Source organism: Psychrobacter sp. CX5 (genome assembly GCF_057621535.2).
This window is the reverse complement of sequence record NZ_CM177735.1, coordinates 577398-603377: the sequence shown is the minus strand read 5'-3', so window position 1 is coordinate 603377 and position 25980 is coordinate 577398. Positions and strand designations below refer to the sequence as shown.

Below are 25980 nucleotides of genomic sequence, written 5' to 3'. Positions count from 1 at the left end.
TTTATGGCTCGAGTTTAATAGTACGATCTTAGGGATAAACCACGTTTAAGAGGTGCTATACACACCATCATGGGCTATTTTGACCTTAACTCACTACTTGGTTCAACAGATCCTAGTCTTTAAGTGTAAACAAGCGGGCGGGGGGTTTAAATATTGCTTATGTAACTGTCGATTATAGAGTGAATGATAGAGTCATTGATAGAGTTATTGATACAGAGGCGAGCTTGCGACGGTTTACAGGGTGTTTAAAGGAGGTGCGGTTTAGCCCCGATTGTAGCGGTATCCTGCAAGTCTGGACGTGTTGTAAGGGGTAGGTCTTAGCAGGGCTACGCGAAGCAAGAGACCTGCTAAGCCTTATCCCGCACCACGGGTCAGCCTTGCAGATACAAGTGGAAAGCGGGAGGAGCTACATCATCAAAGTCGCCATTTGCGTCAAAATTTGTGTTTAAAAATAAAAAAAGCCAGCCCCATAAGCTTTATGAGACCGTTATCAGGTGTATAATAGCCACCCAAAGGTCACAAGGCATAGGAGACTGGCGTCACGATAGAGTGTGACATGCGCGACTAGATTTCTAAGAGCATCAAGACATTAAACTAGTTGCTCACGCGAGTTTGATATTCACCGGTACGGGTGTCGACACGCACGACTTCGTTTTGTTGCACAAATAACGGCACACGAACCACAGCGCCTGTTTCTAAACGAGCTGGCTTGCCGCCGCCACCTGAGGTATCACCGCGAACGCCAGGATCGGTTTCAACAATTTCCAGCTCAACAAAGTTCGGTGCAGTAACCGATAATGGCACACCATTAAATAGAGTAATGGTACATAAATCGTTACTATTCTCTTTTAACCATTGCTTCGCATCTTCCATTGCATTAGCATCGGCTTGCAGTTGCTCAAAGGTCTCAGGGTGCATGAAGTGCCAAAACTCACCGTCGCTATAAAGGTAGTTCATTTCGGTATCGATGACATCGGCGCCTTCTAAGCTTTCCCCTGATTTGAAGGTTTGTTCTAAGACTTTACCAGTGCGCAAGTTACGTAGTTTGACACGGTTAAAAGCTTGGCCTTTGCCTGGCTTCACAAACTCGTTATCAATAATGGCGCATGGATGCCCATCATACATAACTTTAAGACCGGCTTTAAATTCGTTGGTTGAAAAACTTGCCACAATAGTGCTCCTGATACGTTGCAAATAAATACTTTAAAATGAATGATAAAAAATCACATATACCACATTGAACAAATATAATAGGCCCTATGATAAACCATTTACCCCAACAAAAAAATAGGCAAATCCCTTTTACATCAGTCGATACTCGACAATCTAAGTCGTCATCGACATCGCCGTCGAGTGCTTATGATAAGCGTTCTAAGAAAGGTGTTGTGAGTGGCGAGTTGACATGGCAATCCAAGTTTGCAGATGTTATTACAGATATTGATGAGTTGCTAGCTATTTTAGAGTTAAGTCACATAAAACCTTCGTTATATGTGCCTAAAGACTTCAGTTTGCGTGTGCCAAAAGACTTTGTGGCAAAAATGCATAAAGGCGATGCCAATGACCCGTTACTTAAGCAAGTCCTACCAGACAAGGTAGAGCAGATTGCGGTGAGTGGTTATGAGGCAGATCCTTTGGCCGAAGAGCAACATAATCCGATTAAAGGACTGTTGCATAAATACCACTCGCGGGTATTACTGACGGTGACGGGAGCGTGCGCCATTCATTGTCGATATTGCTTTAGACAACACTTTGATTATCAAGGTAATTTACCAAAGTCAGATCAGTTGACGCTCATTGAAGATTATATTAGTGCGCATCCAGACATTTGTGAGGTCATTCTTAGTGGGGGTGATCCGTTAAGTGTCTCAAACCGTCGTTTGTTTATATGGTTAGATAGGTTAGAGGCGTTGTCGCAGATTAGCACCATTCGATTGCATACCCGCATGCCGATAGTGATTCCAGAGCGTTTGTATGAGGCGTTATTGCAGCGGTTGCAGGCCAGTCGTTGCCGTATTGTGATGGTGGTGCACAGCAATCATGCCAATGAAATAGATGCGCATACCGCAACGTTTCTGCAAAAGGCAAGACAGCATGGCATTACTTTGCTGAATCAGGCGGTGTTATTGACGGGCGTTAATGACACCCTTGAGGCGCAAGTCAATCTAAGCGAGCGTTTGTTCGAGGCAGGGGTATTGCCCTATTACTTACATGTCTTAGATAAAGTAGCGGGGGCTGCCCATTTTGATATGCCGCAGCAAAAAGCAGTGGCATTATACTGGCAAATGCTAGCCCAATTACCCGGATATTTGATGCCGAAACTGGTGCAAGAGCTGCCGCATAAACCCTTTAAAACCCCAGTTGATTTGTATGCTTTTCAATCAGATCTTGAAACGCCGACCCTCTAAATGGGGCAGCTATTAGTTTAGGATTTGTTCAACATTTAGAGCGTATTTTTATTACCATCTACTATTTTATAATAGCGTGTCTAAAATAGCGTGATAAAACCTTGCAAAGTGAGATAACCATGTCGTCTTTAGAGCATCTTAAATCTAAAATAAGTCCTAAATCTAAAACACCTCGAAAGCGCTTATTACCCCTAACTGACGCTAAAATCTGGATGATCTTTAGTGCGGCGTTAACAATTGTGAGCACGGGTTGTACGCCTAAGCCCCCTGATTATCGCGCTCAAGTGACCGCACCCGTTTATGAAAATGGCGATGCTCAACGCGGAAAAATACTGTATGAGGACAACTGTGAGCAGTGTCATACCTTAAAGCCTGGCAGTAATAAAAAAGGCCCGCAACTTGTTGGTGTCTATATGGCGCCGTCTGCTGAGCTTGAGGATTATAACTATAGTGAGGGGTTGGATAATGCCCATTGGGTGTGGGATGCCGAAACCTTAGATAAATATATTGCAGACCCTGAGGTGGTATTACCGGACACACGTATGCTCTCAGATCCCATGCCCAATGCACAGGATAGGCAGGATATCATCGCCTATTTATCGACGTTGGGCCGTGATGCCCCGCCACCACCGCCTGATTCAGAAAAGTAGCCCTTTTAAAATAGCCGTTTTAGAAGTAATCCTTTTAGAAGCAGTCCTTTATAAGCAGACCCTTTTAAAAACAGCCGCATGACATGGAGCCCAGCCCGTTTTGGACGACTATCTGCTTGTCTGTCTGTCTGTTTAAAAGGGGCAGTGGTCAAAAACCAAAGTACTACAGCGTTGTTCGTTACTAGAGCCAACAAGGTAGTGTATGCCGCTAGTTTTGTTTTACCAATAAGGGGTAGGGGTTTACCGCTCCTGATTTGGTGTATATACCGTAATGGACATGTGGCGGCGTACCTTTGGCATTGCCACTGTCACCCACATATCCAATCACCGTACCAGCCTCAACCCAGTCGCCCTCTGCAATATCTGCAAAGCGCTCTAAATGGGCGTAATAATGTCCCACACCGCCTGGCCCAACGATAGTGACCACATTACCACCTAGCTGATTTTCACCGACTTTTCGTACCACACCGGGCGTTGTGCTATGGATAGGCGTGCCTCGCTCCGCAAATATATCAATACCTTCATGCGTACGACCGCCGCTACGGGCAGCGCCCCAGGTGTCTGTCAAATGAGCACCGAGAATGGGATTGGGTAAGCTATCGGGCTGAGGTGGGTCTTGTTGCAAAAGCTTAGCTATCTTATAGGAGTGGGTTAGATAGTTTTTTATCTTAGCCGGGCTATCCGTCTGTGTGGCGTAAGGTAGCACACCATATAATAGGACGCCGATGACAGCCCCTATTATGATGATGGACAGGGCAAATTTAAGTAAGGCGTTTATTAGTGACGCTATTCGACCAAAAAAGCCCTTCGGTTTAGGAGACGAGACCCCTTTGCCGTGTGGTCGCTTACCTTTTGGCTTGTTAACTTTTGACATATGATACCTTTTCTACCCTGTTTTCAACTTATTGTAATTCACTGTACGCTGGTGCTTTTAGCCCAGCAGCTAACTCTTCTTATTTTACATAAGTCTTCAGTTAATAAGGTTAGTCAATAAAGTCAGTCAATAAGAATAGAGGTAATTTATAGACGCAAAATAATGTATAGGGCGTGATGACAGTAATGATAGACAATATGGTGCTATAGACTATAGGTAATTTAAGTAAAAACAGCGTTAGACTGATGAAATAGTGATGGAAAAATTGATGAAAAAAGGGATCAAAAAATGGATAAAAAAATGGATAAAAAAATGGATAAAAAAAGGGATAAAAAAAGGGATAAAAAAAGGGATAAAAAAAGGGATAAAAAAAGGGATAAAAAAAGGGATAAAAAAAGGGATAAAAAACCGTGCACTGGGCACGGTTTAAAAAAATCTACTATTGAAATCAAGATGCTATTTCTATCATTTACTTATAATCAGCATCTTTACGACGTTTTTGCAGTTCATCATGACGGTGATTGCGCGCCATACGCTCTTCTAACGTCATTTCAGCATCGCGGATGCGAGAGTCATCTCGATATGAATCTAAGGTGTCCCTCTCGTTAAAGTCAGTCTGATCGACTTTCTCATTCAAGCTTTCTTGCTCAGACACCATTTCTACATCTCCATCCTGCTCGTAACCGTGGGTACTATTGTTATCTCCTGTTTCTTCTTCGATAGGGCTAGCCCCTTGAGATGTGCCAAATTTTTCAGAGTTATGCAGGTTTGATTGAGCGGCTGAGTCCATGTCATTTTCAATCTTTTCGATCACATAGGGGGTTAAGTTTTCAGCTGCATTCTCTAAGGTATGTGGATTGGGACGAGGTAGCGCATGCTCTAAGTGCTCATCAAACACGTCAGTGAGGAGCGCATCAAAGCGTACAGCATTGTATTCAATCAGCTGTTCAGATTCCTCTTCGGTAATCACCCCATCTTTTAAGGCAGTCAGAACATGATCCTCAAAGGTTAGACCCACAAAGTTACCTTTATGCTCCGCTTTTTTGAATTTTTTCCATAATGGTTCGACGTCACGAAGCATTTGGAAGGCATTTTCAATACGACCGATATTATTTTCTGGGTCACGCGTATAATAAGTCAGTGTCTTAAGCTGTTCACGGAATGGGTTTTCAGCGCCATCGACCATGATGAGCTCCCCGACTTCACGCTTCAAGGCATCACTTGGTTTGGTCGTAAACGTGCCGCCTGGGAAACAGACAAATTTCACCAATCCTGCTGCCAGACGATTTGGGAAGTTGGCAAAGAAATCAAAGAAGGCTTCTTGAATAATGAATAAGCAGTTCTCCAGCGCCAAACGGGCGTGTAGCTGTTCTGACTTAGACTGAGTGCCTTGCTCATAGAATTTCAATAGGGCAGTCATTATAAATAAGTGGGCATGAATATCAGCCAATCGCCCCGATAGCAATTCTTTACGTTTTAAATCGCCTGCAAGGATACCAAGCGCCATGTCTGCGGTTAGGGCGAAGTTTGCACTCAAACGGTTGATCTTTTTGTAATAAGGACGAGTAAAGCTGTCCGCGAAATTAGGCGCTTTACCACTTCCGCCAAAGTAACCTGCGACAAATGACTTCGCCCCACGGTTAAAGGTATAGCCAAGGTGCTTAAAGAACATATCGTCAAATTGTTTTTGCGCGTCTTTTTTATTGTCGCTCTGTAACAGTTGCAACTCATCAAATAAGTAAGGGTGACAACGCATCGCCCCTTGACCAAATATCATTAGTGAGCGGGTTAAAATGTTGGCCCCTTCAACGGTAATTGATACTGGTATCGCTTGATAAGGCAGGGCAAGGAAGTTACGAGGTCCCATCTGAATAGCACGGCCACCCACGATATCCATACCGTCATTCACCACTTTACGCATGGTTTCAGTGGCATAATATTTTGCCATGGCCGTCATGACAGAGGGAGTACCCCCTTCATTAAGACCGCAGGTTACTAAGTGGCGAAAAGCTTCAAGCATATAGGCGTTGCTCGCGATGCTGCTACTAGCATCTTGCACTCCTTCGAAATTACCCACTGGGATTTTGAACTGTTCGCGCACTTTGGCAAAAGCACCGACAGTTAGATAGCTCATTTCACTGGCTGAGGTAGATAGTGAGGGTAATGAAATACCACGACCGACAGCCAAGCATTCCATCAACATACGCCAGCCTTTACCCGCGTTTTCTACCCCGCCGATAATGAAGTCTAGTGGAATAAACACATCTTTGCCGACTACCGTACCATTCATAAAGGGAGAGCCTGGGTTATGACGTTCTCCCGTTTTCACTCCTTTATAGCTGGCAGGAATGAGCGCACACGTAATACCATAGTCTGTTTTATTTTTATCCCCTAACAGACCTTCAGGATCATGTAGTTTAAACGCTAAACCAATGACGGTAGCGACAGGCGCAAGAGTAATCCAGCGCTTAGAGAAGGTCATATTAAGACCCAGAACCTTTTTGCCTTCATAGGTGCCGTAGCAGACCACACCCGTATCAGGGATAGCGCCTGCATCAGAACCGGCTTCAGGGCCCGTTAGACCAAAGCAGGGAATTTCTTCACCTTTTGCTAAACCGGGCAGCCAACGTTGCTTTTGTTCTTCTGTGCCATAATGCATGAGTAGCTCGCCTGGCCCTAAAGAGTTAGGGACCATACAGGTGACTGCTGCCGTTAAGCTGCGTGAAGCAATCTTACTCATAATACGGCTTTGAGCGTAAGGACTAAAGTCACGCCCGCCATAGCTTTCAGGAATGATTAATCCTAAGAATCCGTTATCTTTAATATACTGCCACGCTTCAGGTGACAGATCTTTGTTATGATGATGGATTTGCCATTCGTCAAGCATGGCGCATAAGGTTTCCACCTCATTGTCTATAAATGACTGCTCTTTTTCAGATAAGGTTGGGTACTTATAGCCACTAAACTTATCCCAGTCTGGCGCCCCCATAAATAGCTCTTTTTCCCACCAACTAGTACCGGCATCCAGAGCTTCACGCTCTGTATCACTCATGCTAGGCATGGCCCCAGCTAGGGTATTATAAGCAGGCTTACTAATAAGCGACTGACGTAAAGCAGGAATTAATATTATTAAACTACCGAGAATCAACGGCACACCGAGTAGAAGTGACCAAGGCGCAATAAAAGCGGCGACCAAAGCAATAACAATAATAATGATCGAGCCGACAGTTCGGCTAAGCCCGTATAAAAACACTAATAATAGGGCAAAAAGTTGCAATAATATGGCAAGTATAAAAAATCCGACTAAGGTTAATGGGGACATAGTTCACAACCTAATGTTAAGAAAGTATAAAGAGTAAACGATCAAGCTTATGCTTTAAGTATAGGCTTCACAAAATAATAGAGCAAAACTTAAATGCGCGGTATAGATAAAATTTATTTAGATAACGTTTATTAATTAAAGGTTTATCGTTTAAAGGTTTATTGTTTAAAGAAAACAGGCACTATCGAATAAAAATCGAGTAATATTTATAAGGAATATCAATATTTTCAGCTTTATAGTGACAGAGTAAGTAGGTCGTCACAGATAATCAAGATAATAATCTTTACAAATGGTTACTCTCATTATCAATTATCAAAGCTCTAGGATGACTATCCTGTGCGATACGCCGTCATCAATGATGTTATTGACCATTATTGAATCGCCGTTGTTAATCAAAAAGGCGAGGTACCGCTTTCTGCAAAAGATAACGTCTGATTACGGCCTACGATGATATGATCGGCTAACTTAAGATCTATGACGTGGCAGGCCTCTTTAAGCGTTTCCGTCAGATGAATGTCGGCATTTGAAGGCGTGGCATCTTGATTGGGATGATTGTGAGCGATAATAAGCTGACTGGCGCCTTGATCTAGCGCATGACGCAGCACCTTTTTGACGCACACAGAGCACGAAGACAAGCCTCCAACAAACAATACTTTATAGTCCAAAAGATTCAGACCGTTATCCAGACATAATACCGCAAAGACCTCATTCTTTTCGCGTCTAAGCTGGGTGGTGACGTAGTCTTTCACCACTTGCGAGCGGTTTAAACTATTTCCGGATTTAAGTTCGCTGTTTAAATAGCGTTTGCCCATCTCTAGGCTTGCCAATAATTGAACATATTTAGCAGGACCAATACCATGACACGCTAAGACGGACTCTTTTGGGGCAGCCAACAGTTCTGCAATACTACCAAACTGATCTATTAGAGCGCGCGCCAGCTCAATAGCAGACTGTTGTTTGGTACCTGTTCTTAAAAATATGGCCAGTATTTCAGCATCTGACAGTTGCTCTGACCCTAGCTTAAGTAGCTTTTCTCTAGGACGATCATCTTCGTGCCAATCTTTTATTGCCATTATTTATGCCATAAGTTAATTATAGAGTGATTATCTGCGCAATGATTTAAAGCGCAATATTTTAAGACGAGATGCTTTAAAGCAAACAGTTTCTTTAAAAGAAGATAAAACAGATGTTAGTTTAATAGCGCAGTTTAGCAAGTTGTGACTTGGATGTGCATAATAATCCGATAAAAAATTAAATAACGCTCTTAAGCTGTCCTTTTTATTGTTATATTAGGCCTATTGTTTGATAGGCACCTATGAATAACGAGAAGACATGATGAATAACATGAAGAATATAAGCTCCTCAGTAACTAGTGCCTCAGTAACTATTAGGGCTTTAACCACAGCGGATTATGAAAGCTGGCGACAAAATTGGCTCAATTATTTAGATTTTTACAACACGAGCCTGAGTGAAGAGACCAGCCATGCGACGTGGGAGAAAATATTGGACGGCACCGTGCCAATATATGGTTTCGGTGCTTTTATAGACAACAAGCTTGTCGGTATAACCCATGTGGTGATCCATCCGAACACATGGAATACGACAGAGTGCTGCTATTTAGAGGACTTGTATGTCGATAGTCGTGTTAGAGGCAAAGGCGTTGGTCGGGCGCTTATCGAGCACGTTTATGACTTTGCAAAGGGTAGGGATTGCAATCGGGTGTACTGGGTGACGCAACAGGATAATGACCCTGCTCGAAAACTTTATGACAGTCTCGCTGATTTAACCGACATGGTGCAATACCGTCATAACTTATAACGTTTATAAGCAAAATTTATAACGTTGACAAGCAAAAAAACGATTCAAAAGTCTTGTAAACTTGCTACCATAAGTGCATTTTTATTTTAACTATCTTGCTTTAATAGGAGCTGTATAGAGTTGTTCAGCAGACCCTAGTTATTATTGTGCAATTATTGAACTAATTTTATCCCTTAAAGAGTATATCCCCTTATGAGTTTAATCTTCACACCGGTCGATGCGCCTGCCAAACATATTAGCCATGTTATTCTAGCAATAACTGGCGGTATTGCCGCCTATAAATCTGCTTTGCTTGCCCGTCTGCTTGTCAAAGCAGGCTTCGAGGTTAGAGTCATTATGACCCAAGGCGCACAAGAGTTTATTACCCCATTGACCTTACAAGCGTTAACAGGCAATGAAGTACATACTGAGCTACTCGATACTTCCGCAGAAGCAGGGATGGGGCATATTGAGCTGGCAAAATGGGCAGACTTGATTGTTATTGCGCCTGCATCAGCCAATACGTTGGCGCGTTTGGCAATGGGTATGGCGGATGACCTACTGGCGACAGTTTGCTTAGCGACGACGGCTCCCGTGATGCTTGCACCCGCTATGAATCAGCAGATGTGGGCACACCCTGCCGTTCAGTTAAATATAGAGACTTTAAAAGACTTGGGCTATCATATTATTGAGCCTGACAGCGGTGTACAAGCGTGTGGGGATGTGGGCGCAGGACGGATGCCAGAGCCTGACGAGTTATTAAGTCATGTGATCGACCTTAAGACCAAGATGACGGTGCGTCAGAGTCTTAAAGGTAAGAAAGTGACTATTACGGCGGGGCCGACAATAGAGGCCATCGATCCTGTGCGTTTTTTATCCAATCATTCCTCAGGAAAGATGGGATTTGCACTGGCAAAGGCGTGCTGTGATGCGGGTGCAGAGGTCACGCTGATTGCAGGTGGTAAAATAAGTTTGCCAACCCCATTTGGCGTGCATCGTGTGGATGTCTTATCTGCTAATGATATGTTACAAGCTGCCACTCAAGCCACAGATACAGGCTGTGACATTTTTATTGCCACAGCGGCAGTCGCAGATTATCGTACCCGAGATGCTGCCCCGCAAAAGATCAAAAAGACGCAAGACGAAATGACCCTTGATCTGGTGAAGAATCCCGATATCTTGGCGACGATATCGCATAACCATCCCGATATGTTCGTGGTAGGATTTGCCGCGGAAACTCAGGATATTGAGAAATATGCCCGCGGGAAACTGGCCTCTAAAGATTTGGATATGATTGCTTGCAATGACGTATCAAGATCCGATATCGGCTTTGCCAGTGATGAAAATGCGATGACGGTTTTCTTTGCTGATAAATATCAAAAACCATCCGTTGAATTAGAAAAAATGAATAAAAATAACATAGCGGAACATTTAGTAAACTTAATAAGTACCGTCATTAAGTAAACATTCGTTTAAAATTAACAATGGTTATTTAAAGCTAAAAATTTAAAGCTGAAAATCTTAAAATCCTTACTAAAACAAGTCTTTAATAGCCACTTTAAAAATTATGAGAACACGAATTTTTTACAGATTATGTCTTAGAAATAAATTGACGAATTATAAGGATACGCTATGACAGACGTTTCAGATAAAATTAAAAATATGAACTCGACCCTGAATGCTATGCTAGATCACCGCTCGGTACGTAGCTTTACTGATGAGCCAATTAGTGACGAGATGCTCGAAGCCGTACTACAAGCAGGACGTGCGGTCTCAACCTCAAACTATATGCAGTCGGTCAGCGTGGTTCGTATCACTGACCCTGAGCAGCGGGTTAAGTTTCACCAAATCTCGAATGGCATGAGCGAAGAAGAGTACAACAAAGCCAAAAGTGAAGGTAAAGAGCTTGCGCATCCCTATATTTTAGAATGCCCAGAGTATTTAGTATTCTGTATGGATAATTATCGCCATCACTTAGTGGAACCTGATGCTCAGCTGGACTGGATGGAAGTGGTGTTAATTTCTGCAGTGGATGCCGGCTTATTTGCCCAAAACGTACTTGCCGCTGCGGAGTCGTTAGGTTTAGGCGGAGTGTATATCGGTAGTATGCGTAATGATATCGAGCGCGCAGGCGAGGTGATTAATGCACCAAAGCATGTCGTACCTATTTTTGGTATGTGCCTTGGCCACCCAAGTGATGCGCCTATTAACGCCTCGCAAAAGCCTCGTTTCCCATTATCAGTATTGGTATCAGAAAATCAATATCAGCCTGCCACACAAAAAGAAATTGATGAATTCAATGAAAAAGTGAAGCAGTATTATGTCGAGCGCGGTAGTGAAGATCATAAGCTATGGGAAGCTCAAGTCACTAAAACCTTTGGTAAACCTGTACGTCCTCATGTCATGGACTATATGAATAAACAAGGCTTTGCCAAACGTTAAATCGTTTTTTAACAGGTCTCAGGGATAGACTATGTTCGACGCCGAACACCTGCTATTAACCTTTATATTTGCCGTTGCCTCATTGCTACATGGAATTAGTGGCTTAGGGGTGACGTTAGTTGCCACGACGGCATTGGCAAGTATGTACCCGCTGCAACATGCCATTATTCTCATTATTCTTCCCTCATTTGCGCTAAACCTGATGACGTGGCTCATCGGTGGCGAGCGTAGTGTCTGGGGCAACTTCACCTATTACCTTAAGCATTATTGGCTACTGGCACTCATGAGCTTGCTTGGCAGTCTACTCGGCGTCAAGCTGTTGATGTGGGTAGATAGCAGCTATATTTTACTGCTATTGGCGGCGGTCATTGCTTTTTATGTCATCAGTCATGTACTTGGTAAAAGAATTATTCTGCCAGCGACGACGCCGGTGTTAATTGCTACAGGTCTGATAGCCGGTATTATTGGCGGCTCAACCAACGCCATGTCAACGATATTACTGATGTATTTGCTTGGTAGTAGTAATAATAAAAACACCATCGCCAAAGTAGGCAATATGTGTTATTTATTGGGTAAAGTGGCACAAATCATCATATTACGTGAGCCAATAATGGCACTACCCACCAGTGACTGGCTACTGATTGGTTTATTAACGACCGCTTCAATCGTTTTTTTATTGATAGGTATTCGCTTACGCCATTATCTTTCGCCCGATAGATTCCGACAGTTGGTACTGTTGATTTTGACTGTATTAGGATTGCGCGTCGGCTGGCAAGGGATACTCGGTTTACTCGCTTAGCTCAGTTAAGTTCATCTAATCTCATCTCAGCTCAATTTGGTTTAGTTTACTCTCTCCATTCTATAATAAACCCTCTATGGTCTGACCCTACCCAGTCAATAGCCTGAGTGGTCACATTGTCCGTGTTGAAGTTAACTAAAACATGATCAATCCCAATGCCAAAAGGTCGCCATGTGGGCAATCCTGTTAGCGTCGTCCGCTGCAATGACGTCGCTTTGACTAACGATTTATTTAAATTCTCATTAAAAGTGCCATTTAACGTCCCATTTAACGTTCCATTTAACGTCCCATTTAACGTCCCATTTAAATAGCTACTAGAGGGTTGGGTCTGACTGATAAAGTCTCGATAAACAGGCGAAAAGGCAGATAGATTAAAATCTCCCACTACCATAACCGACTGCCCTTGATCAGCCTGTATTAAATGAGCCAACTGGTCAAGATAATCGTTTCGAGCGGTGGCAAATGTACCCCCTAAAGGCGGAGGAGGGTGAGCGACATATAACACTTTAGATTGGGTGTTAAGATTATCAGATGATGAGTTTGAAAATACCAGTCTTGCCACAGGAAAGTCAGAAAGCATAATGATATCGCACTGTGTAGCGTTAACTTTACTAAATATTTGCAGGGCAAAAGGGCTGTCTTTATCAACACCGCAGTGAGCCGGATAATGTTTGGCAAGGTTGCTTAGTGTCGGTTGCCAATTTGATCCGCCTGCCTCAACCAATGCGATGATGTCAGGGTCGGGCTGTGCAAGCGAGCTTGACGTTATCTCAATGTCGGTTAAATGTTTGAGAGTTTGTTTAGGATACTGATTGGCGATATTTACGTTTTGATAGCTAATGATGAGGGGTTTTGAAGGGTCGCTGTTGTCTGAGGTAGCTTTATACAAAGACGTTTTAGACCGGGCTTCGACCTTACTATCAATTTTAGAATTGAACGGTACTAGTTCGACAGATTTTGAGAGAAGTAGGGATAATGGCTGTAAACTCCACATTATCAACAATAACCCAATGAATAAATATACCACTCGTATGACCCGTATACTGCTAACATTCAGCTTGAATTTGGGGTAAAAAACAGTCGCTAATATTGTCAAAATAGCCAAATGAGGCACATAATGGCTAAATAGCTCCAATTGCCAACTATAACGACCCAATAGCTGGCTTAAGGTCATTAACAGGATGCCAGCAGTAGCGAGCCAAAATAAACAACGACTGATAAAGCCATACAATGTTGTCATCTTATCCCTTAATTCAATGTCCAGTTTCGAGCCCAGTTTATAGCTGAATTTATAGCCCAATAACAGACTCTATTTAAATAAACCATACAAATATAATAAGCAATCATCATGACCTTACTCCCAAATGATATACCCTCCTCACTGACGACGATCACAACCATTGAGACGCCAAAAGATTTGCAGTCGCATATCAAAAAGCTAATCAAGATTGAGCCTAGATTTGAAGCGGTCTACAAACAAGTGGGCGTTCCCAGTTTACGTCGTAATGACGGCGGATTTGATCAATTGATGCGAGCCATGGTCGGACAACAGCTCTCTGTTGCTGCTGCCCGTAGCATATGGAATAAACTTGAGACGGCGGGTCTATCAAGTCCGCAAGCTATTTTAGCGGCAGAAGATGACGCCCTAAAGGCAAACGGACTGTCATGGCAAAAGATTCGTTACATTCGTTCCTTAGTCGAGCACAACATTGACTATGAGGCGCTGATAACTCTGCCCGATGCTGAGGTTATCAAGATATTAACGGCAGTCACTGGCATAGGGAAATGGACAGCGGAAATGTACTTATTATTTAGCTTGGGACGGGCAGATGTGCTGGCAGTAGATGACCTTGCCATTAAAGTTGGCGCTATGCAATTACTAGGACTTGATGCCAGACCCACCCCAAAACAACTGAGAACATTATCCGAACCGTGGTCGCCGCACCGCAGCGCCGCCAGTTTATTATTATGGGCGCATTATGGTTGGCTAAAAGATAGAGAGGCGGTGCCTGTTTAAGGGTTGAATTTACCGTTATGTTGGGTGCGGTTAGATCTTTCAAACCTTGAAGAGGGACAAAAAGACGTAACTCAGTTTTGTTTGGTGTAGAAATAATAGTTATGGTCTATATTTGGTGGGTTACTAACACCATCCTTGTATCGCTCACAAATTTGATAAGGGTTTGTAGGTTGGCGTCGAGGTACGAGACCCAACATTTAATATCTATAACGTAACATTTGCTATGCTCAATACTCTCATCTACAATCCAATGACGTTCATTATTTATAAGTCATTATGCAATATCGGCGACACTATCAACAAGGTGCGACTTACTTTTTCACGATTGTTTTGCAAGATAGGTATAGCGACTTGTTAATAGCTCATATCGATATATTGCGCCAAGCCTTTCAAACCGTTAAGCAAAAACACCCTTTTCATATTGATGCCGTTGTTATTTTGCCTGACCATGTGCATCTGTTATGTACGATGCCACCTGACGATGATGATTTCTCTAAGCGTATTAAATTGATTAAGTATTATTTTTCGTACCATATTAAAAAGACCGAGCATATTTCAAAAAGTCGATTACGCAAGGGAGAGCGGGGTATTTGGCAACGTCGGTTTTGGGAACATTGCATTCGCGATGATGCAGAGTATCGTGCCCATGTTGCGTATATTCATATGAATCCTGTTAAGCACGGTTATGTGCCACAGGTTAAAGATTGGCAATATTCATCGTTTCATTGGTACGTTAAGGATGGTTTAGTTGATATAAATTGGGTTGGATAGGTTTGAGGTTATGTGACGTGATGATGTTTTAATTCATTTGTTGGGTGTCGCAAACTCCACCCAACCTACGGATCGTGCACAAATTTGATAAGGGTTAGTAGGTTGGCGTCAAGTTACGAGACTAAGCTAATTGTAATCGTTCATTATTAATTTCATTAAAATGAGAAGAGGCTATAAAGAGCTCGCTACCTAACCTTTTAGCTTGCGCACTATAATAAATATCAAACTGATATAAGCGGAATTCACTATAAAGGCTACATATTTCTGGTGTATTATCGTAAGTTAGTAGCCAAGGAATATGTGTTCTTTTTAAACATTCTGAGATTAAAGCATGATCTTCATGTTCATAGAAATTTGTATATAAAGTTTTTCCCTTTTTGTAATAAGGTGGATCTACCATGAGCAATGGTTTAGGAATATTAAAACTCTCAAGCTTATTGATGAATTCGATAGCATCTAGATTATAAATATGGATTTGGTTTTTCTTCTGTACAATTTGGTTAATTCTAGCGATGAGAGACTCTTTATTGAAACGGCAATCCATTTTATAGTTACCATTTTGCTTCTTACCGCCTATAACACCAGCTTTTATAATTCCTGAATGATTTGTTCGATTAAGGTATAAAGTCGAGAAAGCTAAATCTAAGGGGTCAGCATTTAATTTGTGGCTTTGAATTTCTTTCTGTATAAGCCATTCATCCATATTGATTTTGCAGTTTGAGATACGGTCTATTAATGCCGTGGGATTTTCGATTATTACTTTCCATAAAGTTGCTATTGAAGGGTCTATATCATTAAGATAAAGCTCATCTACAATACCGTCGAATAATAACAACAGAGCAAGACCGCAGCCTCCAGCGTAAGGTTCTGCATATTGACTACCTGTCATATCATTACTAGTAATAATATCTTTAGCCATAGAATATATACTAGCTTTACCACCAGGGTAACGTAGAGGGGATATTGAACGTTTCATTTAACTACCTAGTATAAGTTAAGACTACTATTTGAATTCGACTGCATCTTCTAAATTTTGGTAAGCTACATTAACGGCTTTTTCAAGTACTTCGATAAATGTATCTATTTGTGCTGAATTTGCTTCACACCAATGGTGTAATAAATTAACTTCATCGAAAAATTTTAAATTTTGCTTAAACCATGTCTTCATGTTATGTCTATTATGTTTTTGTTGATTATTTAGATTAAGAACGTGTTCTTCAACGTAGTTGGTAGTATATGAACCCATATTAGTCCAGAATTCAGTTTCAGAGTTCATATTATTATATTTGTCTTCTAAAAAGTCGTATAAGAAATATTCAGGAGTCCTCTCTTGAGAAGATGTATTATCATTAATATTTTTACTTTGAGGTAATACACAAAAGTTACTATTACTATTGATGATCTCACGATTAGATCTTTTGGACGCTACATCATTATCTGCGACTAAAACAGCAGTTTTAAAATAATTATCAGCTTGAGCTAATTTAATCAATATTTCTGAACCAATTTTTAAGGAGATGCTTTCTAAAGGCCTTCCAAATTCGATTGATCCACTTTTTATTTGCTTATATTTTAGTATGTTGTCAAAGAAGTATTTCGCTTCATCATCTTCTAAATATACTTTTATATTGTCTTGCTCTGCTATATATTTAGGTTCAGTTAAGAGCATATCTGACTTGATTTTAGTATAGTTTATATCAGACATATTTCTTGGTATATTTGTGTCCATCAAATAAACTACACCATCAAGTTGCTCTTTTACTGGTATTTTGTTGTTACTATCTAGAATATATTTCATAACAGTTAATGAATGAGAAGTAACGATGACCTGTAAGTCTAACTCTCTAGCCTGTTTTTGTATAACACCCATTAATTTAAGCTGAGCTTTAGGATGAAGACCTGCTTCAATTTCATCTATTATTAAAATACCACCTCTATAGTCGTCAGCTAATTCCAATTTTAATTTCTTAAAAGATGCCAAGGCTGTAACTATAGCACTTAAAGAGTCTTGCCCAAGAGATATACTTAAAGATGAATGTTCAAAATTAGGAACTAAAGATTGTTTATTAGTTTTGGCAAAGGTATGAGAATGTATGTCTTTAGAAGATGTAGGTTGCAATAAAATTACTTTGTTAAAAGTATCATATATATATTCTGCTATAGATTCATCTAAGTTTTTAGATTTTACTGTAATTTGAGATGTTTCAAATTCTCCTATCGGACTGACTCTACTCATTCCCAAATATATTGTAGGAATTGGTACTTTAGCCGATCCTTCAATGCCATACTCTTTTAAAACATCTAAATTAGTATTTGGATGTTTAATATCAGTCCTAGGAATTACTCTCATTCTATAAATATAGATAAAGCTATTATTAGGGTTCTCAGCTTCTTTTGATTCTAAATCTTGTTTTTGTTTCTCAGTCAGCTCTGAATTATCGACTTTTTTTATAAAGGGCTTTAGAGCTTTTTTATTGATAAGGATTTTCTGACTACCTGTAACCTTACAATCTTTCTTAACTTCGCAATTATCTATGCTATATATTAAAGTTGCATTAGAAGAATCTTTTGTGCGATTCTGAATATCGTCTTCATAATTTAAATGAAAAATTTCAGAGAAGTCAGATCTAAAAGATGTGTTTAGTACTGTTTTTTGAGATTTTAATTCGGAGCCATTTGCTATTAGGCCTAAGACTGTAGATTTTCCGATTCCATTGTGTCCTGCTATAACAGTAATCCGCGGAGCTATATTTATCTCTAAATTACGAAGGTTCCTAAATCCTGTCGAGTCAAAAATTACCTTTGTGACTTTCATGTTTCCGCAACTCCATTTTGCAGCCAACGAGGCAAGAAAGGGTCTTTAAATATACACAGTTATTAAAATTTATACAAATATCTTATCATTATATAACTTATAATAAGGTTGATGATGAGAGGAATAAACATGTTCCTGCATTCACTAATTATGCTAGTAAACCGACTAAATAATAATAGTTTCTTTCTACTAGTAGGTATGTCAAGAGTAGATGTCCTTATTGGAGTAAAAGATATGATGTCGCAAGAAGGCCTACTTCTGCCCTGCATATTTATCACTGTCTAAAGACCGCCGATATTAAGATTAATCTTTTTTGTACTTAAACAACACTATACTTTTTGCAGCTCTAGCAAGCGTTGATACAATGCATTCTTTTTAACGCCGGTAATGTCAGATGCCAATGCGGCTGCCTTTTTTACCGATAAATCCTCAAGTAAGCGAAGCAGCAATGTATCATGGATGCTGTCATCATCAGACACATTGTTCACATTGCCGCCGACGACCAATACAATCTCACCTTTTTGCTGATTATTGTCAGATTCAACAAAATGTATGAGTTCGCCTAGGGTAGCCTTTTTGACGGTTTCAAATGTCTTTGTCAGCTCGCGGCATAACGTCGCGGGGCGGGTGTCACCAAATACCGCCGCCATGTCTTTAAGGCTGGCTACGATACGGTGCGGGGCTTCATAAAAAATCAGCGTTTCGGTTCGATTGGCATAGTGCTCTAACTGCTTAACCCGCCCATGCGTCTTAGCGGGTAAAAAGCCGACAAAGCTGAATTTGTCAGAGGGCAGACCGGCGACACTTAAAGCAGCAATAGCAGCACTGGCACCGACAATAGGCACAACACTGACACCAGCGTCATGCGCGGCTTGAACGAGCTGATAGCCAGGATCGCTAATGAGTGGTGTGCCAGCATCACTGATAAGGGCGATCGAATGACCACGCTGAATCATCTCAATAATCTTTGGAGTTTGTATCTCGCTATTGTGCTCGTGATAAGCCCACGTCTGTGTGCTGATACCGAAGTTTGAGAGTAGCTTGCCTGAGGTGCGGGTGTCCTCACATGCGATAATGTCTACTTGATTTAGCGTCTCGATAGCACGCGCCGTAATATCTCCCATGTTGCCTATTGGGGTCGCGACTATGAATAGGTAGGCTTTGGCAACAGAGCTGTTGCTTGAATTCAATATGCTGGATGGTTCGGAGGATGCGGGATTATGAGTGTCGTCTTGTGCTGTCATATAAGACCTTAATACAAATAGTAATGGGATAAAAACAGTTTGGTATCGTTAAGCTACGCTCAGTTTACCATGATGTGCTAATATATCACCTGTCAGCTTTTAGTTGATTTATATTACCTGTCCTAAAGCCACATCCAAATTTAAGTTGTCATTATGCCTTCTAAACATTCTCGGCTTCGTTCCCCAAAGCAGCGTCATGGCGGAGGTTATGAGAAGTCTGCAGCGGAATTTTTGCAGCGTCAAGGATTGATCGTTATTGCGAAAAACTGGCAACAGCATAAGGTGGGTGAAATTGATTTGATATTACTGCATCCGGGAAGGTCATGGGATACGTTGGTATTTGCGGAAGTACGCAAGCGAAAGCTGGCAGGATATGGGGATGCACTCATGAGTGTGACCAAATCGAAGCAGCGAAAACTGATAAAAACGGCGCGTTACTTTATGCAGTATCATCCTCAATATGCTGATTTAGAATGTCGCTTTGATGTGGTGGCGTATAATGAGACGTTGAGTTTGAGAGATTCAAATCAACGACGAGCTCATTCTGATTTAGTTCATTCATCTCAATCAACCCCTGAGCTATCGAATCCTTATACAATCAGGCTTGATGAACCATACCCTAACCAACTAAACCCTAATGAACAAAATCCTGACATCTGTACTACGACCTATCATAGTCAGAACCAGAATGTAGATCCAGAATGGGTGCAAGGGGCTTTTATCGCGTCAGCATGGTAGTTATAAGCCGATTAGTTAGAGTCGGTTAATTGTAAGTACATTGGTTTTTAAACATGATTTAAAAGTTTGTTTTAAGGTAAGCAGGATTGCGGTAAACTAAGATGCTCATAATTTTATTTGAAATTATGTACAGTTTTAGTTGAGCACCGTTTTTGTCGAATACAAATTGGGTATCATGCCATATTAGGTTAATGCAGAAATGATGCATAAATACTGATGTATAAATATAATACGAACGATTTAGTAGTAAGCTATCAATAAGGATATTTAAAATGGTGAGAGCTTTGTTATCCCATAAATTCTCTATGTCAACTAAGACTATTCAACGTACGACGTTGGGTGCTTTATTAAGCATCAGCCTGTTGTCTGGCTGTACTGCCATTCAAACGATGAATTCACCAGAGGATACCTACGGTGTGGCCGTTACTGAGCGTTCGTTAGCCCAGCGTCTTTTGGATAGGGGTATTGAAAATACGGCACTGGTTAATATAAATCGTATGGATCCTACTTTGCATCAGCGTAGTCGTATTAGTGTGGACAGCTTTTTTAGTACAGTTTTGGTGACAGGGGAAGTTCCTGATGAGCAAACCAAACAGCAGATAAGCAGTATTATTTCTTCGATGCCAGATGTCAAACAGTTTTATAATCGACTCAATGTGGCCAATGCCAAAGGGGCCAGTTATACCATCCATGATGGCTATATTAGCTCTAAAATCAACGCCAAGATCTTGGCAAATAATGCGATAAGTACCAGTCAGGTGAAGATCGTTACCGATGACGGGGTAGTCTATGCGATGGGTAAGCTAACGCCTTCTCAACGAGGTCATTTACTAAATATTGTTGACAGTACGGTTGGTATTAAAGAGTTGGTGCTATTAACTGAGCTGATAGATGACAATGGTGCCCCGATTGATGAAAACAGTATTTCTCAAGAGACCGGGCTTGAGCCGCCTGTAGCGCGTTATAGTGAAGCGCCAGTAGTGGTGGCATCATCGCCTGCTCAGGGAGCACAGCAAGCACAAGGAGCGCAAGGATCTAGTAGTAACAACCAAGCTGGCTATTCTCCTTCAACACCCACCTCTTATGCAACGCCTACAACATCCACAGCAGCATCTGCAGTGCCGACCACAGTGGCCCCAACTATCGCACCTCCGCAAGGTCAGCCCCCTCAAGGTCAAGTGGGCACAAACCAAGGAGCTGTTGCGCCTGCAGCTAATCGTCAAGACTCGCAACCTTATGCCAGTCCTTATATTGAGATGTATAAAGAGCAGGTGCCAGGCTGGTAGACCTTTTTGTTATTCTCACTATTGATATCGCTATTATCAGCCGTATGGATTTCAGTATTGCTATTAGCATTAAGGTCAATTAGGTAAATTGCTCTAACCCTTGTTATAATTATCATTCTACTGCTTGAAAACGGTAGTGTGCTGATTGATGACAACATAAAGCCCAGTAAGTAGCCATATTTACCCAACTTTATTCAATTAACTTTATTCAATTAACTTTATTCAATTAACTTTATTGAATTAACTATGTTCGGTCAACTATCGTTCAACCAACCACATTCACCCAGACTATTATTATAGGTAGACTTTATGAGCATGAACGCTGATGATTTAATTGCATTTTTACAAACCCATTATCCCGATGCTTTCATTCAAGCTGCCAACCAAGGCAATAAGTTTGATGTGCGCGTGGTGGATGACAGCTTTGAAGGAAAGCGTTTGGTACAGCGTCAGCAAGCGATTTATGCTTTAGTGAATGACATCATTGCCAGTGGTGAGATTCATGCGCTAAATATTCAAGCGTTAACTCCCAAAGAATGGGAAGAAAAACAAGAAAGTCACTAATTTTGAGTTTAATACGCTTATGAATCAATCATATACGTACGCTCATCAATCTAGCAATAAGGTTAAACAATTTAACTTACATTTTGTTTGACACGTTATTTCACACTTTATTCAACACTTTATCCAATGCTATTAAGCAACCACAGTTTTAGGAACGTATTCAATGGATCAATTTTTAATCAAAGGACGCAGTCGCATTGCAGGCGAAGTTAAAATTTCAGGTGCAAAAAATGCCGCTTTACCGCTTCTTGCAGCGATGATATTGGCAGAAACGCCGACCACATTGACTAATGTGCCTTCATTGCAAGACGTTCGTACCTTGATTAAATTGATCGCCGGTATGGGTATCTCAATCAGTAAAGAGGGGAATACGGTTACCTGTGACACCAGCAGTATTGAAAACTATTTTGCGCCGTATGAACTGGTGAAAACCATGCGTGCCTCAATTTTAGTATTAGGGCCATTATTAGCGCGTTTCGGCGAGGCAGAAGTGTCTCTTCCAGGCGGCTGTGCAATAGGGTCACGTCCTGTGGATCAGCATTTAAAAGCCTTTAAAGCGATGGGTGCAGATATTGATGTTGAAAATGGTTATGTGATTGCCAAAGCACCGCAAGGGGGACGTTTAATCGGCTGTCAATATAGTTTTGATATGGTGACGGTTGGTGGGACTGAAAATGTCCTGATTGCCGCCACTTTAGCCAAGGGCACCACTGTATTAGAGAACTGCGCACGCGAACCAGAAGTGGTCGACTTGGCAAATATGCTAGTGTCAATGGGTGCCAAAATTGAGGGTATCGGCACGGCCACTTTAACCATCGAAGGGGTGGACAGCTTACATGGTTGTGAGCACTCTGTGGTTGCGGATCGCATTGAGACAGGCTCCTATTTGGCGGGCGCATTGATGACTGAAGGCGATGTGACTACGACAAATACCAACCCACTGTTGCTGCAACCCGTATTACAAAAGTTTGAAGAGATGGGCGCCTTGATCACCACTGGTGAAGACTGGATACGCGCGCAAATGACCGGTCGCCCTAAGCCTGTCAATATTCGTACGCAGCCACATCCAGGCTTCCCAACCGATATGCAAGCTCAGCTTATGGCAGTGTGCTGCTTGGCTGAAGGTACCAGCACGATTATTGAGAATATCTTTGAAAATCGCTATATGCACGTCCCAGAATTAAAGCGTATGGGTGCTGATATTCAGGTGGATGGTCATACGGCGATTGTCAGAGGGGTAGAGGCTTTTAATGCAGCACCTGTGATGGCAACGGACCTACGTGCTTCAATGTCACTGGTAATGGCAGGCGCTGCTGCCGAAGGTGATACGTTGATAGACCGTATCTATCATATTGATCGTGGCTATGAGCATGTCGAAGAAAAGCTACGTGGTTTGGGGGTTAATATTGAGCGCTTTAACCCTGTGAAAGATCTTTAAAACCTGTTGATCTTTAAAACCTGTATCCGCAAGCATCAGTGGTCATTTGTCTACATAAGCGATTGCACATTTATATGTGCCATATCAGCAATGTTGTTGGCGAAATAGACTACTTTAATTTAGGTTAGGTTGTGAATACAGGTTATACCAAATCTAGAAATTAACTTATCGAGGAAGACGAGTGCAAACGCTACAAATAGTAGGTTCAGCGAAACTGACAAAGATAGGTTATTTTATAGAAAAGGTATTATTAACAGCAGAAGTAGACCGTATAAATCAACCATTCCAAAAACTATTACCCTTATCTATTAAAGACTTGTCTTACTATGACTAAAACCAATGAAATATTGAATAAAGCAGATAAAGATTATGATGGTCTGACTTTAGCGTTATCCAAGGGCCGAATTTTAAAAGAGACGTTACCCTTGTTAAAAGCTGCGGGTATAGAACTATTAGAAGACCCCGATAAGTCTAGAAAATTAATATTCCCAACCTCACATGACAAAGTTCGTGTCCTTATTTTGCGTGCCAGTGATGTTCCTACTTATGTAGAGCACGGTGCGGCAGACTTTGGTGTCGCTGGAAAAGACGTTTTATTAGAGCATGGCGCTAAGCATGTCTATGAGCTTCTGGATCTAAAAATTGCACAGTGTAAGCTAATGACAGCTGGCATTAAGGGAGCGACGTTGCCTAATCGTCGATTGCGTATTGCCACAAAATACGTCAATGTGGCACGTGCCTATTTTGCCAGTCAAGGCCAACAAGTCGATATTATCAAATTATATGGCTCGATGGAGCTTGCGCCTTTGGTGGGATTAGGGGATTTAATCGTGGATGTGGTGGATACCGGCAATACGCTACGTGCAAATGGATTGGAGCCTCATGATCATATTTGTGACATATCGTCTCGTTTGATCGTCAATCAAGTCAGTTATAAACGTAAGTTTGAACTTCTCGAGCCGATATTACAAAGCTTTAAGCAAAGTGTCAGTGAGTCAAGTTGAGTCAAGCGTAGACGAGTAGCTGGGTAACATTCGCCTTAGTATAAGCGAATCGAATTAACTGAACCATTCTAAGGTCTTGTCTCTAAAATGTTATCTTTAAACCTTTATTTCAAAAATAAGTGCAAAATATAAAAAATACCACTGGGTTAACCAGTGGTATTTTTTTAATGAAAACTAAGTTAGGTTCAAATCTACAGCAGTGTTAAGCTAAATGAATAAAATGATAGCAGTTGCTGAATATCAATCTCATTAATAGTCTAAACCAGTGGCAATATACAAGCGATTGGCGTCTTCAACCGTTTTTGCGGTATCAAGATGTTTTTGTTCAAGGACACCATCGGTTGACCAAGTGGCAAAGTCATCATCGTTTATTAAGCCAAGACGGCCATTGCCCATTAGCCACATGCCTTCTAACTTATCATGAGGATAATTGAAGGCTTTAACCGCATCTAAGACCAGCTTTTTACTCACTGGTTTAATACCCGTACGCGTGAGTTTATCCCAGCCAGACTCTGTACTACCAGCGTCCATAAGGTATTGCTCGACAGTTTTTCCAGCAAGCATTAAGCCAAGCTGACTTTCTTGTTTGACATTGTCGGTCTCTACAATGGCTTCTAGATCCGTTGCGCCATTTAGAGAGATTTTGTAGATATGCTTTTGCGCCCCAGGTTTTTGTCGCTCAAAGCTGCCATCACGCTCAATGACTAAGAAGGTATTGTTATCGAGCGCGACAATGCCGGAGTTCGAATTTTGTGCTTTCTCTTGCTTATACAGATACTGAGAGACCTTACCCGTCTGCAAATTCAGGGTCACGATACGAGTGATATCTTGTTTGCGAACCGCTTTGGATGGGTTGTCCATTGTCGATTGCATGATGCCAACTAACGTGGTTTCATCAGGTGTTATGGTAAGACCTTCCATTCCACGGTTGGCACGGCGGTTGGAAAATTCAGCGGGTAATAAGATCTTTTTGCCATTTACTACGACGTTATTACGGGTATCTGTAGCAAAGGCATTAATACGGTTGATTTCACGGCCATTGGCATCAAAGTGGACGATATGAGGTCCATATTCATCGCTGACCCAAAATGTCCCATCTTTAAGCGCAACCAAACCTTCGCCATCTAAGCCAAAGTCGTCTGTGACGGTAGGATTGGTCGTGTCGTTAAAGGGTTTATTCTTATCAACGACAATAGGTTTGCCTAGTAAGTCATAAGGAGTTTCACCCGTACCCCCTAAGTTGGCTTTATTGGGTAGACCTGAAATTGGATTACCGGCCGTATCCTTTAATAATATATCTTTTACTTTAATGACTTGACCGTTTTGCGTCAGTTCAAACAATCCAATACGCGGGGTATAGTTAGGCGTCGGGAACATTTTACCGTTGCCCAACTCACCTTTAAAGCTGGCATTAGGACCACGGTCGGTTAGGGCGTAAAATTGCATCGGATTAGTGGGGTGGGCGGCAGCATCGGAGCCATAACCCCCATTACGTATCTCAAGCTCAGTCCCCGAGGACGCATTTCGTACTTTAAGCATGGGCTGATAAGGTAGAGTAGCCCCTTGCTGATAGGAGGCAATAATACTGTTCAATTGTTGACTTGTTAATTGTTGATTTGAGACAACAGTAGAGGGAGACGTTTGATGTGATGACTGTGTAGACGCGCAGCCACTTAAAGCGAGTAATACAGCACTAGATATCGACGTTAAAAACAGTTTTGATGATAATTTTTGTGTAAGATTCATCTTTTTAATCCAATTTAATTGAGTTCAGTTAATGATTGCTTAAGGTATAGGTATTTAAAGTACGGTTG

The 25980-nt window shown here is 41.5% G+C and carries 23 protein-coding genes; 14 read left to right on the top strand and 9 right to left on the bottom strand.

Going from position 1 to position 25980, the window contains the following annotated elements; genetic code table 11:
• Positions 1-594 precede the first annotated feature (594 nt).
• The gene (gene efp / locus AC21OG_RS02235; protein WP_486545922.1) at positions 595-1170 is read right to left on the bottom strand and encodes an elongation factor P; all 576 of its coding nucleotides are present in this window, start codon (positions 1168-1170) and stop codon (positions 595-597) included.
• Positions 1171-1259: 89 nt separating this feature from the next.
• On the opposite strand from efp, the gene epmB reads away from it, so the two are divergent.
• Both epmB and AC21OG_RS02225 read left to right on the top strand, forming a co-directional pair.
• Positions 1260-2405 carry an EF-P beta-lysylation protein EpmB gene (gene epmB / locus AC21OG_RS02230; RefSeq protein WP_487377347.1) on the top strand — a complete coding sequence of 382 codons (1146 nt, stop codon included), beginning with the start codon at positions 1260-1262 and terminating at the stop codon, positions 2403-2405.
• 119 nt (positions 2406-2524) lie between these two features.
• Positions 2525-3055 (top strand): c-type cytochrome, encoded by a 531-nt coding sequence (locus tag AC21OG_RS02225; RefSeq protein ID WP_487377348.1) that lies wholly within the window; start codon positions 2525-2527, stop codon positions 3053-3055.
• A gap of 208 nt (positions 3056-3263) precedes the next feature.
• Here AC21OG_RS02225 and AC21OG_RS02220 read toward each other — a convergent pair whose 3' ends face one another.
• A complete protein-coding gene (locus AC21OG_RS02220) occupies positions 3264-3929 on the bottom strand; it encodes a M23 family metallopeptidase (RefSeq protein ID WP_487377349.1) in 666 nt (221 codons plus the stop codon).
• A 268-nt stretch (positions 3930-4197) separates the two neighbouring features.
• Here AC21OG_RS02220 and AC21OG_RS02215 point away from each other — a divergent pair, with 268 nt between their 5' ends.
• Positions 4198-4359 carry a hypothetical protein gene (locus AC21OG_RS02215; protein ID WP_487377350.1) on the top strand — a complete coding sequence of 54 codons (162 nt, stop codon included), beginning with the start codon at positions 4198-4200 and terminating at the stop codon, positions 4357-4359.
• Positions 4360-4398: 39 nt separating this feature from the next.
• Here the strand turns inward: AC21OG_RS02215 and AC21OG_RS02210 are convergent, their stop codons facing one another.
• Both AC21OG_RS02210 and radC read right to left on the bottom strand, forming a co-directional pair.
• Entirely contained in the window at positions 4399-7251 is a 2853-nt protein-coding gene (locus AC21OG_RS02210; RefSeq protein ID WP_487377352.1) for an acyl-CoA dehydrogenase, read from the bottom strand.
• Positions 7252-7643: 392 nt separating this feature from the next.
• On the bottom strand, positions 7644-8324 hold the full coding sequence (gene radC / locus AC21OG_RS02205; protein ID WP_487377353.1) for a RadC family protein: 681 nt from the start codon (positions 8322-8324) through the stop codon (positions 7644-7646).
• Between the two features lie 259 nt (positions 8325-8583).
• On the opposite strand from radC, the gene AC21OG_RS02200 reads away from it, so the two are divergent.
• The 4 genes from AC21OG_RS02200 to AC21OG_RS02185 all read left to right on the top strand — a co-directional run bounded on the left by AC21OG_RS02200 (position 8584) and on the right by AC21OG_RS02185 (position 12289).
• Entirely contained in the window at positions 8584-9069 is a 486-nt protein-coding gene (locus AC21OG_RS02200) for a GNAT family N-acetyltransferase (protein WP_487377354.1), read from the top strand.
• A 192-nt stretch (positions 9070-9261) separates the two neighbouring features.
• A complete protein-coding gene (coaBC, locus tag AC21OG_RS02195; protein WP_487377356.1) occupies positions 9262-10512 on the top strand; it encodes a bifunctional phosphopantothenoylcysteine decarboxylase/phosphopantothenate--cysteine ligase CoaBC in 1251 nt (416 codons plus the stop codon).
• Positions 10513-10680: 168 nt separating this feature from the next.
• A complete protein-coding gene (gene nfsA, locus AC21OG_RS02190; RefSeq protein WP_487377358.1) occupies positions 10681-11490 on the top strand; it encodes an oxygen-insensitive NADPH nitroreductase in 810 nt (269 codons plus the stop codon).
• Positions 11491-11521: 31 nt separating this feature from the next.
• Positions 11522-12289: a sulfite exporter TauE/SafE family protein gene (locus tag AC21OG_RS02185; RefSeq protein WP_487377359.1), complete on the top strand. Its 768-nt coding sequence runs from the start codon at positions 11522-11524 to the stop codon at positions 12287-12289.
• A 46-nt stretch (positions 12290-12335) separates the two neighbouring features.
• Here the strand turns inward: AC21OG_RS02185 and AC21OG_RS02180 are convergent, their stop codons facing one another.
• Positions 12336-13529 (bottom strand): endonuclease/exonuclease/phosphatase family protein, encoded by a 1194-nt coding sequence (locus AC21OG_RS02180; protein ID WP_487377361.1) that lies wholly within the window; start codon positions 13527-13529, stop codon positions 12336-12338.
• Between the two features lie 108 nt (positions 13530-13637).
• Between AC21OG_RS02180 and AC21OG_RS02175 the strand changes: the two genes are divergently transcribed.
• Positions 13638-14306 (top strand): DNA-3-methyladenine glycosylase family protein, encoded by a 669-nt coding sequence (locus AC21OG_RS02175; protein ID WP_487377363.1) that lies wholly within the window; start codon positions 13638-13640, stop codon positions 14304-14306.
• Between the two features lie 276 nt (positions 14307-14582).
• A complete protein-coding gene (locus AC21OG_RS02170) occupies positions 14583-15077 on the top strand; it encodes an REP-associated tyrosine transposase (protein ID WP_487377364.1) in 495 nt (164 codons plus the stop codon).
• Positions 15078-15198: 121 nt separating this feature from the next.
• On the opposite strand, the gene AC21OG_RS02165 is transcribed toward AC21OG_RS02170, so the two are convergent.
• From AC21OG_RS02165 to rsmI, 3 genes are all read right to left on the bottom strand, one after another.
• Positions 15199-16053 carry a DNA adenine methylase gene (locus AC21OG_RS02165; protein WP_487377366.1) on the bottom strand — a complete coding sequence of 285 codons (855 nt, stop codon included), beginning with the start codon at positions 16051-16053 and terminating at the stop codon, positions 15199-15201.
• A gap of 27 nt (positions 16054-16080) precedes the next feature.
• Positions 16081-17892, bottom strand: a complete 1812-nt coding sequence (locus AC21OG_RS02160; protein ID WP_487377368.1) for an ATP-binding protein — start codon at positions 17890-17892, stop codon at positions 16081-16083.
• A 329-nt stretch (positions 17893-18221) separates the two neighbouring features.
• On the bottom strand, positions 18222-19136 hold the full coding sequence (gene rsmI / locus AC21OG_RS02155) for a 16S rRNA (cytidine(1402)-2'-O)-methyltransferase (protein WP_487377370.1): 915 nt from the start codon (positions 19134-19136) through the stop codon (positions 18222-18224).
• Between the two features lie 153 nt (positions 19137-19289).
• Between rsmI and AC21OG_RS02150 the strand changes: the two genes are divergently transcribed.
• From AC21OG_RS02150 to hisG, 5 genes are all read left to right on the top strand, one after another.
• Positions 19290-19874 carry a YraN family protein gene (locus AC21OG_RS02150; RefSeq protein ID WP_487377372.1) on the top strand — a complete coding sequence of 195 codons (585 nt, stop codon included), beginning with the start codon at positions 19290-19292 and terminating at the stop codon, positions 19872-19874.
• 305 nt (positions 19875-20179) lie between these two features.
• On the top strand, positions 20180-21160 hold the full coding sequence (locus tag AC21OG_RS02145; RefSeq protein WP_487377374.1) for a BON domain-containing protein: 981 nt from the start codon (positions 20180-20182) through the stop codon (positions 21158-21160).
• Between the two features lie 309 nt (positions 21161-21469).
• Complete coding sequence (locus tag AC21OG_RS02140) at positions 21470-21724, top strand: BolA family protein (RefSeq protein WP_486545893.1); 255 nt, start codon at positions 21470-21472, stop codon at positions 21722-21724.
• Positions 21725-21887: 163 nt separating this feature from the next.
• On the top strand, positions 21888-23162 hold the full coding sequence (gene murA, locus AC21OG_RS02135) for a UDP-N-acetylglucosamine 1-carboxyvinyltransferase (protein WP_487377375.1): 1275 nt from the start codon (positions 21888-21890) through the stop codon (positions 23160-23162).
• Positions 23163-23488: 326 nt separating this feature from the next.
• Positions 23489-24166, top strand: coding sequence for an ATP phosphoribosyltransferase (gene hisG, locus AC21OG_RS02130; protein WP_487377377.1), 678 nt, complete (start codon positions 23489-23491; stop codon positions 24164-24166).
• Positions 24167-24415: 249 nt separating this feature from the next.
• Here hisG and AC21OG_RS02125 read toward each other — a convergent pair whose 3' ends face one another.
• A complete protein-coding gene (locus AC21OG_RS02125; protein WP_487377379.1) occupies positions 24416-25912 on the bottom strand; it encodes an esterase-like activity of phytase family protein in 1497 nt (498 codons plus the stop codon).
• Between the last annotated feature and the right edge of the window lie 68 nt (positions 25913-25980).